This window comes from Robertmurraya massiliosenegalensis JC6 (genome assembly GCF_000311725.1).
Classification (GTDB): Bacteria; Bacillota; Bacilli; order Bacillales; family Cytobacillaceae; genus Robertmurraya; species Robertmurraya massiliosenegalensis.
In genome coordinates this window covers 404,631-417,545 of sequence record NZ_HE978515.1, presented here as the reverse complement: position 1 = coordinate 417,545, position 12,915 = coordinate 404,631, and the positions used below count along the sequence as shown (strand labels likewise).

The following is a 12,915-nucleotide window of genomic DNA, read 5'->3' as shown; positions in this document are numbered from 1 at the left end:
GGCGATGGTTCAAAAACCGTTGCCATTTATTCGTTTACACCTGAGATGATGGATTATCCACGATACTTATATCGAAAATCGATTCAGAAAATATAGAAAAGGTTTGTCAGAATATTTAACACAATCATTTACAATCTGTCTTTATCAACCTACAATGATAATAATTCCATATTTAAGAATTATAATACCGAATTTCGGAATTTGAGTAATTAGGGAGGTTCGAGCTTGAGTAAACTAAAGGTTGGTATTGATATTGGAGGCACATTCACGGATCTAGTATTTTTAGATGAAAAAGGAAATCGCTATTACGGAAAAACATTAACAACCTATCCCGATCCTTCCAATGGTTTTTTAAATGGATTGGAACAATGTATACAGAAATATGGGTTCAAATATGAAGATATATCTTCCATCGTTCACGGAACGACATTAGTGATTAATGCCCTCATTGAGCGTAAAGGAGTGAAAACCGCATTAATTACGACAAAAGGATTTAGGGATCAATTGGAGATCGGAACGGAAAGCCGATACGATCTTTATGATTTATTTTTAGAAAAACCAGAACCATTGGTGCCGAGATTTTTGCGCTATACAGTCACTGAAAGACTGCTTTCTAATGGGGATGTGCTTACTGAATTAGATGAAGAGGAAGTAAAGACGGTTTTTGAAGAACTAAAAAATCAGCAGGTTGAGGCTGTTGCAGTTTGTCTACTACACAGTTACAAAAACTCTGTGCACGAGAAAAAAATCCGTGAAATTGCAGCTGTTGTCGCTCCTGACATGATCATTTCCATTTCCTCAGAGGTGTCACCGGAAATTCGAGAGTATCAACGAACTTCAACAACTGTTGCGAATGTTTATGTGAAGCCGCTAGTTGAAAAGTATTTAAGAAGATTAGAAAAGAAATTACAAATAAAAGGATTTGCAGGGAAGTTTCATATGATGCTTTCTGGTGGCGGAACATGTACGATAGATACAGCTTGTCAGTATCCAATCCGGATATTAGAATCAGGTCCAGTAGGCGGAGCGATGAACGCCGTTTTTTATAGTGAACTTTCTGATATTTCAAATCTTTTAGTCTTTGATATGGGGGGTACTACGGCAAAAGCAAGCATGGTGGATCGTGGAAAAGCGCTTGTCACGAATGAATTCGAAGTGGCCCGCTCCCATCGTTTTGCGAAAGGAAGCGGAATTCCAGTTAAGGTACCCGTAATTGAAATGATTGAAATAGGTGCTGGCGGTGGAAGTATTGCCTATGTAGATGAACTGGGGCTTTTAAAGGTAGGTCCAGAAAGTGCTAGTTCTCAACCAGGACCAGCATGTTATGGTCAGGGTGGGAAAAACCCAACCGTAACAGATGCGGACCTTGTTTTAGGATATTTAAATCCAGACTATTTCTTAGGAGGGGAAATGAAGCTGGATAAAGAGGCAGCAATTATGGCGATTGAAGAAAAAGTGGCAAAGCCTTTAGGGATTTCGGTTGTAGAAGCAGCTTGGGGAATTCACAGAATGGTCAATGAAAATATGGCGAGTGCGGCGAGGATTCACACTGTTGAAAAAGGGAAAGAAATTGCGAATTATTCCATGTTTGCCACAGGGGGCGCCGGTCCTGTACATGCTAGTAATGTAGCGACTATTTTAGATTTGAAAGAAGTTATTTTCCCAGCAGGAGCAGGTGTAGCATCGGCGTTTGGTTTTTTATCGTCCCCGATCTCTTTTGATTTTGTTAGAAGTTATCATTCCCAGTTAACAAGCATTGATTGGAATTATGTGATGAACATACTAAATGAAATGGAAAGCGAGGGGGAAACGTTACTTTTAGAATCAGGCATTAAAAAAGATGTGACAGAAATCGTCCGCACTTGTGAAATGCGATATGTGGGACAAAGTCATGAGATAAGTGTTCCTATACCAAATGGGGAACTAAATGAAAATTCGTTAGAAAACATGAAGAAGAGTTTTGAAGAAAAATATGAAGAGTTATACTCTGAATCTAATAACAGCTTTGCGATTGAGACATTGAACTGGAGAGTAGTTGTAAAGGGGCCTGAGCCAAAAATTTCTTTACATTATAGTCTTGCTGCGGCTGAAGCTAAGATTAGTGCAAAGGGTGAGCGAGAAGTTTACTATGGTGAATATAATCATTATCATGTAACACCAGTATACAGACTTTCTGATTTTCGTAATGGCCATGTGATCGAAGGGCCAGCGATTATTGAAGATGTTGAATCAACATTAGTGGTGAGTCCTGGCTTTAAAGTGACAGCTGATCCATTTGGGAATTTAATGATAAAGAAAAAGGGCTTAAAAGGAGGTATACAGAGTGACGAACAATTACAAAAAGACTACGTTTGATTCCGTTCAAGTTCAAATTATGTGGAATCGATTAATTACGATATTAGAAGAACAAGCAAAAACGTTAATTCGCACCTCCTTTACAAGTATTTTAGCAGATTCAGAGGATTTATCTGCAGGATTATTTGATACAAACGGAAATATGATTGCCCAAGCTAATACAGGAACACCTGGACATATTAACACGATGGCAATTGGGGTGAAACACTTCCTCGAAAAGTTTCCCCCTCATTCTCTAAAACCTGGGGATGTACTGATTGGAAATAATGCCTATGAAATTTCAGGTCATTTGCTGGATATAACGATTGTCACACCCGCTTTTTATAAAAATAGATTGGTAGGTTTCTTTGCATCAACTTGTCATACAGCTGATATTGGAGGAAGGGGGTATAACCCTGAAGCTGATAGTATTTTTGAAGAAGGATTACAGATTCCTTACTTGAAGTATTATGAACAAGGACAATTAAATGAAACGCTTCAGCGTATGATTGAGATGAATGTCCGTGCTCCATATGAAGTATTAGGGGATTTAAAAGCACAAGTGCTTGCAAATGAAGTTGCAAGAAATCGATTAGTTGAAATGTTGGAAGAGTTTCAATTAGAGGAAATTGACACGCTAGGCGAAGAGATTATGAACCGTTCGGAAAAAGGAATGCGTCAAGCCATTTCTAAGGTACCAGATGGTGTCTATGAAAATGAAATTTATACAGACGGTTTTGATGAACCGATTAAATTGAAATGTACTGTTACCGTGGTAGGTGATGAAATCACTGTTGATTATGGCGGATCTTCACCAGCAAGTTCTAAGGGGATTAACGTTTCATTATATTATGTAACAGCGTATACAACTTATGTACTAAAGGCGGCTATTGCTGCGAATATTCCAAATAATGAAGGGAGCTTCCGACCAGTACATGTAACTGCACCAAAAGGAAGTATTGTTAATGCAGAGCCACCTGTTCCGACGGCTGCAAGGCATGTGATCGGACATTTTGCCCCTGAGTGTGTATTGGGTGCTCTTTCCCAGGCGATTCCAGATCGAATAATTGCAGAGGGCGCTTCTTCTGTTTGGAGCTTGCCAATTAGTGGTGAAGGCTTTACGACTACCCCATTCACGGCAGGTGGAATGGGAGCAAGACCAAATAAAGACGGTTTATCGGCAACGGCCTTTCCATCTGGAATAAGGGGAGTGCCAATTGAGATTATTGAAACAACGAGTCCAGTAGTCTTCCTCCAGAAAGAGCTTCGAGTAGATTCTGGTGGAGCCGGAAAGTTCAGAGGTGGTTTAGGGCAAACGATTGAATTTACTGTCCGAACGGATCAAGATTGGACGTTCGCAAGTATGATTGACAGACTAAATAATGGAGCAAAAGGATTGCAAGAAGGAAAATCGGGAGCAAAAGCAGAAGCTTATATTAATGGAAAGAAAGCGACCCGTTCAAAAGCGATGTATAAATTAACTCCTGAGGCGGTTGTTAAATTACAGCTACCTGGTGGTGGAGGATATGGAAACCCAGCAGAGCGAGAGAAGAGTTTAATATCTCATGATCTCAAAAATGGCTATATTACACCTGCGGCAGCGCTTAAGGATTATGGAGTGAATATAGATCTCGATTCATGAAATCATTAGAAAGCTCTTTCTTTTTTTCTAGCGATCATGGAGGTGGTGTGAATGGCAAAGTTGGCGAAAAACGTTGCCTATACAGTAAGGAGAATGGGTGAGAGAATACTTATTCTTACTTATCCCCAAGAGATTTCGAATGAGATTCGTTTCCACATTAAATTTTATCATGATCTTTTTCACACCACTTCTTTAGCAGGTGTGCTTCAAGTAATCCCAGCAATGAACACGATCTCGATTCGCTACAATCCACTTATCATTACTGAAGCAGAAATACTTGATTTTATCGAAAAACATCCGCCTGGTAAAGAGAAGAACGATACGATGACTTCTAAACGAGTGTATGTTCCTATCGCTTTTGGTGAGGAGTACTCTTTAGATTTAAACGAAATAGCGATTAAATGTGGGCTCTCCCGAGATAGAGTGATAGAAAAAATGCTCGATCGAGATTTCTATGTTTATCTGACAGGCTTTATCGCAGGCACCCCGTATATAGGAGAAATTGACCCTGCTCTCGGATTACCGAGACGGGCTATGCCCAGATTGAAAGTATCTGAAGGGAGCATCGCGATTGCCAACAACATGTGTACGATCTACACAATTGAAAGTCCTGGGGGATGGAATATTATTGGCTGGACCCCAATGAAGCTTTTTAATCCTTTCAAAAGCATTCCTACCACGGCAAAAATGGGAGATTGCATTCACTTCAAAAGAATAACACCAGAAGAAGCAAAACACTGGGATGAAACTAGGCAAGAAAAGTGGGATCGTCAATGGAATCAATAACAATTGAAAAAAGTGGAATGCTGACAACCATCCAAGATTTAGGACGTGAGGAGTACCAATCATACGGAATTTCCATTGGTGGTGCGATGGATAAATGGGCATTTAGAATCGGGAATATTCTCGTTGGAAATGATGAAAACACAGCTGCCATTGAATTTGCTTTTATAGGGCCTAAATTAAGATTTCATGGAGAGGGATATTTGGCGATAAGTGGAGCGAATTGTTCTCCGAAATTAAATGGGAAGACAATATCGATGTGGAAAGTGATGCCTGTTGAAGATGGGGATATTTTATCCTTTGGAAGCAATAAGGATGGTTGTTATACATATGTGGCCATTGCTGGAGGAATTGAGGTTAAAGAAGTACTAGGAAGTAAGTCGACATCTTTACGAGCAGGATATGGTGGATATGAAGGTAGAACCTTGAGACAAGGGGATCGGATTGTATGCGGGAATGACGATGCTATCAAATATTTGAGATTAAAAGGAAGAAAGCTTCGTCCTGAGCGGATCCCAATCTACCAAAACAAAAATGTTATTCGTTTTATTTGGGGTCCTCATGAAGATTTTTTTGCGAAAAAGACGAAAGAGAATTTCACCTCTAACCCGTATAAAATATCAAAGGATTCGGATCAAATGGGCTATCGATTAGAAGGAATGAAGCTCGACCGGATCATCACATCAGACATTTTAAGCTATTATATTTCTCCTGGTGCCATCCAGATTCCTCGAGATGGAACGCCTATCCTATTGATGCCCCATTGTGGTATGTCAGGAGGCTATACGGTGATAGGGACAGTTATTGACGTGGATATGCCATTCGCAGCTCAAAAGAAACCAAATGAGACCATTTATTTTGAACCTATTTCGGTTGAGGAAGCACAATTAGAATTTAAAAAACAAGAAAAATGGCTCAGGGTATTAAAGCTAAACAACTTATAATAAAAAATTCGTCTATTAGAAAGGGGTATTTCAATATATGACCATAAAAATGGATATTTGTTCAGATTTAGGTGAAGGATACGGACGCTATGAATTGGCAAATGATGAAGCGTTAATGGAAATCATTTCTTCAGCGAATATCGCCTGTGGCTTTCATGCGGGTGATCCTCGAACGATCCAAAAATCGGTACAATCAGCGATTAAGACTGGAACGGGAATTGGTGCACATCCTGGATTTCCAGATCGCGTCGGATTTGGCCGTAGAGATATGATATTAAGCTATGAAGAGGTGTATACGGACGTCCTTTATCAAATTGGTGCTGTCTTTGCCTTTGCAAAAGCAAATGGAGCCAAACTCCAGCATGTAATGGCACATGGACAACTGCACAATATGGCGCAGTTTAATGAAGTTTATGCAGAAGCGATCACGGATGCCGTCTATGATTTTGATCCGAATACAATATTAATCTGTTTACCTGGGAAATTATTAGCTCTTGCTGAAAAAAAAGGCTTAAAACCAGCAACCGTTATTTTTGCTGACCGTCGCTATAATGATGATAAATCATTAGTATCAAGAAGAGAAAAGAATGCTGTCATAACAGATGAGAACGAAGTGATAGAGAAGGTGCTGGATTTAGTGATCCGTAAGAAAGCAACCTCAATAAATGGGAAAGATCTTGATATTGTTGGGGATACGCTGTTACTCCATGGGGATACTCAAGGTTCTCTTTCACTTGCAAAGAAAATTAAAGAAGCATTGTTAGACGCAGGCGTTGAAATCAGCCCACTAGGAAAATGGCTCTAAATGTAAAAGTTTTGCTAAGGAATCAAAAAACAGCCCTTCATGCTAGAGTAAGCATGAAGGGCTGTTTTTAACTGATTTCATATCCGAGTTTTACGGAAAGTTCCTTAGCTGTTTCCTTTACCTTTTCAATCACCATCGGGGTTTTCTCGTCTGTAAAATGAGTATGCAGGCCAGCAATAGATAACCCCGCTATGATCTTTCCATTATGATTAAAAATCGGTGCTGCAATTCCGACCCCGAGATTTTGAATTTCTGATAAGGAGTAGCAATATCCCTTTTCCCGCGCATCATCTAACGAACGTAGAAGTTCATTTTGATCAGTAATCGTATCGTCAGCGAGTTTTCTCAAACTGGTTCTTGCTATATATTCTTTTATTTCAACATCGTCTAGGAATGCCAGGATGATTCTAGATGGTGCTCCTGCGTAAAGGGGCGTTCGTTCGCCTATTTTAGAACGGATCTTTACTGGTTGATCAGATTCGATCGAGGCAATGTTGATCGATTCGTCTCCATCACGGATCGTTAAAATAATATTCTCCCCAGTTTGTTCGTAAAGCGATTTCATAAAAGGGTAAGCAACTTTGTGAAGATCGAGTCTTTCTAACACGAGCTGTCCATATTTCAAAAAGAGGAGGCCTAATTGATAAGAGCCTTCTTCATCCTGTTCAAAGAATCCAATTTCTTCAAACGTTTTTACAACTCTATGGATAGATGTCTTTGGTTTTCCAGATAATTCTACCATCTCATTTAAACTTAGTTTTGGATATTTTGTAAAAAGATTTAAAATATCCATTGATTTAATAATCGTCTTATTCATCGCTTCATCTCCTACCTATTTGGTTTTGTGTCATGATCTCACATATAAAAATTGTGAATATTCAAAATCTGTGTGAGATTATCTAACATGTTCGTTGTTTCATTCTGATTATTCATATAATATCGCATTATACCAAATATTAGAATAGGTATTCGTAAATTTGGAACGCAAAATCGTGAGGGAGCAATTTTTAAGGAAACAATTATATTTTGATGGAGGTAGAAGATGAGAAAATTTGGTTTGTTGGTAAGTATATTAATCTTGGTATCTAGTATTTTAGCTGCGTGTGGAAGTAGTGGACAGTCATCTTCTGGCTCTAGCGAATCCGTTACATGGCTTGTCAATTCTGGTTACCCAGAGAGCAATCATATCGGGCAAGGAATCGTATCATTTAGTAAAAAAGTCAATGAAGCGACGGACGGTAAAGTTAAGTTTGAACTGCGACCAGATGGACAGTTAGGATATGAAGGTTCTGAAATGTTAAAGGTAGTACGTGATGGAACAGTCGAAGCATCGGACGTTCTTTTAGGAAGTGTTGCAGGAGACGAGCCATTGTATGGACTAACAACATTACCGTCCCTCTTTCAAAATATGGAGGAAGCAAGAATATTATTTGACATAGCTCGTCCTTATTTTGAGAAAACAGCTGAAGAAAAATGGAATCAAAAGTTACTTTATATTGCTCCGTGGCCATTATCAGGCTTTTGGACAAAAAATGAAGTAAAATCTTTAGCTGATTTAAAAGGGTTGAAAATGAGATCTTTTGATGAAATGAGTACTCTTGCGGTGCAAGCTGTTGGCAGTACGCCAGCACCGTTGGCTTTCAGTGAAGTGTATTCTGGTTTATCTACAGGTGTTATAGATTCAGTGCTAACTTCATCTGTATCTGCGGTGGATGGTAAGTTCTGGGAAGTTCTAGGATATCATGTCCCTGCTGGAGTATTGGCTGGTTCAAATGCTCTTACAATTAATTTAGACAAATTTAACGCATTAGATAAAGAAACACAAGATGCCATTATTCAGGCAGCCAAGGAAGTGGAAGAAGAAATTTGGAATGAAGTAAAAGCAACAGATGAAGAGATGCTTACAACTGTAAAAGAGAATGGAATCACGATTTTAGAACCTAGCGACCAATTATTAAGTGATATTGGCGAAGCAACGAAGAGTATTAGAGAAGAGTGGTTAAAAACGGCTCCAGATGAAGCAAAAGAAATAGTTGAAAAATTCTATCAAGAAGTAGGTAGATAAATTGATAGCCAGCCGTTAAATCACCTTTTTAACGGCTGATATTTTTAAAGTCATGATATCCTAAAATTCTGTTTTGATGCTGACAATCTCTTATTTTTAAATGGAGAATCCTACTTAGGAGGAATGGATGATGGAAAACTTTGTGAGGATGGTTCATCGAATCAATAAATTTTTTGCAAACATAGCAGGGATTCTCATGATTTTGAGTGTCCTTTTGATTATAACGGAGACGATTGTTCGAACCGTTTTTAATAGTACAATTTACATCACTTCAGAATACACCGGTTATTTTCTTGTTGCGATGACCTATTTAGGACTTGCCTATACGTTAAAAGAGAAAGGACATATAAAGATGGCATTTCTTTCCAAAGTCCTAAAAGGTGAAAAAGGTCGTATATATTTAGACTTATATACTTATATCATAGGATTAGTAGCCTTCTCAATTATTTTAGTTGCCACTTTTCAATTCTTTATGGATTCAGTAATTTCAGGTACACAATCGATGCAAATTTCGAAAACTTATTTGATGATTCCGCAATCGATCCTTCCAATTGGATCATTATTAATGATTTTACAGTTTTTATCTGAAATGATCCAATCGCTACAAAAGTTAAAATCAGGAAACATCCAGCAGATGGACGAAGCGAAAAGCGAGTTTGATGAGTTTGAAGCATTAGGTCGATAACAAGGATCATTATTATTTAACGTAAGGGGTGCATCAAAGATGGGTGTAGGAGTTATATCTTTAACGATATTAGGATTGTTGATTTTGTTTTTAGGTAGTGGTATTTGGGTAGGTCTTTCTCTTTTTCTAGTGGGTTTCTTTAGTTTTCTTTTTTTTACCGACACCCCTGCATTAAATGTTTTAACCAATATTTTATGGAACGAAACAAACAGCGCAACGATGGTATCTCTACCACTATTTATTTTTATGGGAGAACTTCTTTTTAGAAGTAATATTAGTGTTAATTTGTTCAAAGGACTAACTCCATGGATGTCTTTTTTGCCGGGAAGATTACTTCATGTCAATGTGGTAGCAAGCGCCTTGTTTGCGGCAGTTAGTGGTTCATCTGCTGCGACTACTGCAACGGTTGGGAAAATTACAATGCCGGAATTGACAAAGCGAGGCTATAATCCTTCTCTAAGCATTGGAAGTCTTGCAGGAGCAGGCACTTTAGGGTTTTTAATTCCGCCAAGTATGCTGATGATTGTTTATGGTATATCTGCAAATGTTAGTATCGGCCAATTGTTCATTGCTGGGGTTATTCCAGGTTTTTTGTTGGCTTTAGCATTTGGAAGTTATATCGTCATACGATGTCTTATTAATCCCGATCTTGCACCTAAAGGGGAAACCTATTCATGGTCCGATCGTTTTAAGGCACTTCCTCTTATTGTGCCTGTCCTCTTTTTAATGGCATTGGTTCTAGGGAGCATTTATTTAGGATGGGCCACGCCGACTGAGGCAGCAGCAATTGGAGTCGCAGGAGCAGTTATCATCGGAGTTTTAACGAAAAGCTTAACAAAGGAAAATTTTTGGGACGCTGTGATCGGATCAATTAAAACGAATTGTATGATCATGCTAATCGTTATAGCAGCAGCTTATGTGTCAGTGGCCGTTGGATATTTAGGTCTTCCTGCAAAATTGACTGAATTTATCGGTACACTGGGTCTTTCAAAATACGAACTTATTATCATCTTAGTCATTATGTATATCATTCTTGGCTGTATTTTAGATGGATTCTCGATGATTTTAATGAGTTTGCCATTAGCACTGCCTTTAATTATAGCAGCTGGTTTTGATCCACTTTGGTTTGGCGTTTTCTTAATCATCCTAATTGAGATTGCACAGATCACCCCACCTGTTGGATTTAATCTCTTTGTTATTAACGGGCTAACAGGTATCAATGTAGGGAAGATAGCAAAATATAGCCTTCCATCTTTTGTCATCATGTTGTTCATCGTTATCGTGATAACAGCTGTACCTGAAATCGTGACATTTATTCCTAAATTAATGGTTGGTTAATGGGAGATGAATTCATCATCATCAAGGAGATATACGGAGGAGAGAGAATCGTGAAAATTTTATTTATGCTTCGTGACCCTTTTTATGAAGCGTATCCTACTTTTATTGAAGCGGCAAGAGAGTTAGGGGAAGTGGAGACTCTTTATCCTGATCGTGGGATTGAGAAAGCTGAAATCATCAAAGAGATTGCTAATACCGATATTTTGGTTGTTGCTAAGGTGAAAATTGATAAAGAAGTAATAGATGCTGGAGCAAGGTTAAAATATATCATTAAATATGGTGCAGGTTATGACAATATTGATATTGACTATGCTTATGAGAAGGGAATCGCTGTTACAAATTCTCCTGGACAAAATGCAGAATCGGTAGCCGATAACGTATTTGGTTTAATGTTGGCAACTTCAAGAAATATTACCAAAAAAGATCATGAAATGAAGAGTAATCATTGGGAGTTATCGGTTGGCCATGAAATTTACATGAAAAAGATCGGGATCATTGGCTTTGGTGCAATCGGCAAAGCGGTAGCTAAGCGAGCAATGGGCTTTAGTATGGAGGCAATCGCTTATGGTCATTACCTTGATCCGCTTGCAGCTAAAGAACTAAATGTCCGATTTGTAACATTAGAAGAGCTATTAACAACTTCTGATTACATCATTATATCAACATCATTAACGGAGAAAAATAAGGGGTTGATAAACCAGAATACAATCCGTTTGATGAAACGATCAGCCTATATCATCAATGTTTCTCGTGGTGGATTAATTAATGAAGTTGATTTAATGGAAGCATTAAATCAGAAACAAATTAAAGGTGCTGGATTGGATGTCTTTTCTGCAGAGCCACCTCAAAATGCGTTGCCGTTATTAGATAATGTGGTCGCAACACCACATATTGGTGGTGCAACCTATGAAGCGCTTGTGAGGATGGCAGATGTCACTATGACGAATATTAAAAGATATTTGGCTGGTGAGGAATTGCTTTATCGCGTGTATCCTCAGGAAGTTCGAAAATAATCAAACATGAACAAACTTAAAAATGGGAGAGTTGTTATGAATTCGAAGTTATCTGATAGGGCAGCCAGGGTAGAAGGCTCAAAAACTTTAGAGTTGACGATGAAAGCGCGAGATATGCGAAAGCAAGGAATGGATATTTGTATTTTTGGGTCCGGGGAACCAGATTTTGATACCCCTAAACATATTTGTGAAGCGGCTTTTTCAGCCATTCATGAAGGGCAAACGAAATATACTCCTGCTGGTGGGATTATGGAGCTTCGTCAAGCCATTAGCGATAAGCTGTGGGAGGAAAACGGTTTGAAATACTTACCTACTCAAATCGTCGTATCTGCTGGAGCTAAACATTCCTTATCAAATATTTTTTTTACCATTTTAAATCCTGGAGATGAAGTGATTATTCCAGTTCCCGCTTGGCTTAGTTATTGGGAACAAGTGAAACTGGCAGGGGGAATGCCCAATCTAATAAAAACAAAGCCAGAAAACGAATTTAAACTTACTCCTGAAGAATTAGAAATAAACATTACTGATAGAACGAAAATGGTCTTATTAACATCACCTGTTAATCCAACAGGTTCTGTCTATACACGAAGTGAGTTAGAAAAACTCGCTGAAGTGATTGTCAAGTATGACCTAATGGTAATTTCAGATGAGATTTACGAGAAGCTGATTTATGATGGGGAAGAGCATGTAAGTATTGCAAGCATTGGTCAGGACATATTTGAGCGAACCATAGTCGTAAATGGTTTTTCGAAAGCTTTTGCGATGACAGGATGGCGTATGGGCTATGCTGCTGCATCTCCAGAGATTGCGAAAGCGATGTTTGATATTCAAAGTCATTTGACGAGTAACCCTACAACCTTTGTTCAAATCGCCTCGATCGAAGCTTTGAAAGGTAGTCAAGAACCGGTGGAAAAGATGCGAAACGAATATGATTTACGGAGAAAACGTATCGTTGAATTGTTACGCGAAATACCGGGAATAACATGCCCAATGCCAAAAGGAGCGTTTTATGTATTTCCAAGTGTAGAAGGATTGATTGGAAAACGTGCTTTTGGAGTGACGATTGACAGTGACGACACCTTGTGTCAATTATTGTTAGAGCATGCGCAAATACTTATCGTCCCTGGCAGTAGTTTTGAAATGGAAAATTATGTTCGCTTGTCGTACGCCACAGACATGGAAACGATCGAAGAAGGAATGCGAAGGTTTAAAGAATTTGTCGTACAGCATGTAGCAGAGTATACTACAAACACATAATTGTACTTGATAAACTAGATTTTGAAATGTAAAAAACTCCTCTTGTGAT

11 protein-coding genes are annotated in these 12,915 nt (G+C 38.6%); 10 read left to right on the top strand and 1 reads right to left on the bottom strand.

Translation table 11 applies throughout. The annotated features are described in order from the left end of the window. Nucleotides 1-225 precede the first annotated feature (225 nt). From BMSHG_RS18420 to BMSHG_RS18400, 5 genes are read left to right on the top strand one after another with little or no spacing between them, the layout of a single operon-like run. A complete protein-coding gene (locus BMSHG_RS18420) occupies nt 226-2,355 on the top strand; it encodes a hydantoinase/oxoprolinase family protein (RefSeq protein WP_019155939.1) in 2,130 nt (709 codons plus the stop codon). Further along, nucleotides 2,324-3,976: a hydantoinase B/oxoprolinase family protein gene (locus BMSHG_RS18415; protein ID WP_019155938.1), complete on the top strand. Its 1,653-nt coding sequence runs from the start codon at nt 2,324-2,326 to the stop codon at nt 3,974-3,976. Before BMSHG_RS18420 ends, BMSHG_RS18415 begins: the two co-directional genes overlap by 32 nt. A gap of 51 nt (nt 3,977-4,027) precedes the next feature. Further along, nucleotides 4,028-4,762 (top strand): 5-oxoprolinase subunit B family protein, encoded by a 735-nt coding sequence (locus tag BMSHG_RS27185; protein ID WP_019155937.1) that lies wholly within the window; start codon nt 4,028-4,030, stop codon nt 4,760-4,762. Then, the gene (locus tag BMSHG_RS18405; protein ID WP_019155936.1) at nt 4,750-5,703 is read left to right on the top strand and encodes a 5-oxoprolinase subunit C family protein; all 954 of its coding nucleotides are present in this window, start codon (nt 4,750-4,752) and stop codon (nt 5,701-5,703) included. The genes BMSHG_RS27185 and BMSHG_RS18405 overlap by 13 nt, the downstream gene beginning before the upstream one ends. 37 nt (nt 5,704-5,740) lie before the next feature. Next, nucleotides 5,741-6,508 carry a LamB/YcsF family protein gene (locus BMSHG_RS18400; protein WP_019155935.1) on the top strand — a complete coding sequence of 256 codons (768 nt, stop codon included), beginning with the start codon at nt 5,741-5,743 and terminating at the stop codon, nt 6,506-6,508. A 67-nt stretch (nt 6,509-6,575) separates the two neighbouring features. Here BMSHG_RS18400 and BMSHG_RS18395 read toward each other — a convergent pair whose 3' ends face one another. Continuing rightward, the gene (locus BMSHG_RS18395; RefSeq protein WP_019155934.1) at nt 6,576-7,325 is read right to left on the bottom strand and encodes an IclR family transcriptional regulator; all 750 of its coding nucleotides are present in this window, start codon (nt 7,323-7,325) and stop codon (nt 6,576-6,578) included. 225 nt (nt 7,326-7,550) lie between these two features. On the opposite strand from BMSHG_RS18395, the gene BMSHG_RS18390 reads away from it, so the two are divergent. From BMSHG_RS18390 to BMSHG_RS18370, 5 genes are all read left to right on the top strand, one after another. After that, on the top strand, nt 7,551-8,573 hold the full coding sequence (locus BMSHG_RS18390; RefSeq protein WP_019155933.1) for a TRAP transporter substrate-binding protein: 1,023 nt from the start codon (nt 7,551-7,553) through the stop codon (nt 8,571-8,573). Between the two features lie 127 nt (nt 8,574-8,700). After that, on the top strand, nt 8,701-9,258 hold the full coding sequence (locus BMSHG_RS18385; RefSeq protein WP_235776411.1) for a TRAP transporter small permease subunit: 558 nt from the start codon (nt 8,701-8,703) through the stop codon (nt 9,256-9,258). A gap of 39 nt (nt 9,259-9,297) precedes the next feature. Continuing rightward, the gene (locus BMSHG_RS18380) at nt 9,298-10,596 is read left to right on the top strand and encodes a TRAP transporter large permease (protein ID WP_019155931.1); all 1,299 of its coding nucleotides are present in this window, start codon (nt 9,298-9,300) and stop codon (nt 10,594-10,596) included. Between the two features lie 50 nt (nt 10,597-10,646). Beyond that, nucleotides 10,647-11,609, top strand: coding sequence for a 2-hydroxyacid dehydrogenase (locus tag BMSHG_RS18375; protein ID WP_034659117.1), 963 nt, complete (start codon nt 10,647-10,649; stop codon nt 11,607-11,609). A 36-nt stretch (nt 11,610-11,645) separates the two neighbouring features. Then, entirely contained in the window at nt 11,646-12,866 is a 1,221-nt protein-coding gene (locus tag BMSHG_RS18370; protein WP_019155929.1) for a pyridoxal phosphate-dependent aminotransferase, read from the top strand. The last annotated feature ends 49 nt before the right edge of the window (nt 12,867-12,915 follow it).

Bases quoted from the DNA above. Each gene is read 5' to 3' on its own strand.
- BMSHG_RS18400 (WP_019155935.1), top strand. From the start codon at position 5,741: ATGACCATAAAAATGGATATTTGTTCAGATTTAGGTGAAGGATACGGA.
- BMSHG_RS27185 (WP_019155937.1), top strand. From the start codon at position 4,028: ATGGCAAAGTTGGCGAAAAACGTTGCCTATACAGTAAGGAGAATGGGT.
- BMSHG_RS18380 (WP_019155931.1), top strand. From the start codon at position 9,298: ATGGGTGTAGGAGTTATATCTTTAACGATATTAGGATTGTTGATTTTG.
- BMSHG_RS18405 (WP_019155936.1), top strand. From the start codon at position 4,750: ATGGAATCAATAACAATTGAAAAAAGTGGAATGCTGACAACCATCCAA.
- BMSHG_RS18370 (WP_019155929.1), top strand. From the start codon at position 11,646: ATGAATTCGAAGTTATCTGATAGGGCAGCCAGGGTAGAAGGCTCAAAA.
- BMSHG_RS18385 (WP_235776411.1), top strand. From the start codon at position 8,701: ATGATGGAAAACTTTGTGAGGATGGTTCATCGAATCAATAAATTTTTT.
- BMSHG_RS18395 (WP_019155934.1), bottom strand. From the start codon at position 7,325: ATGAATAAGACGATTATTAAATCAATGGATATTTTAAATCTTTTTACA.
- BMSHG_RS18390 (WP_019155933.1), top strand. From the start codon at position 7,551: ATGAGAAAATTTGGTTTGTTGGTAAGTATATTAATCTTGGTATCTAGT.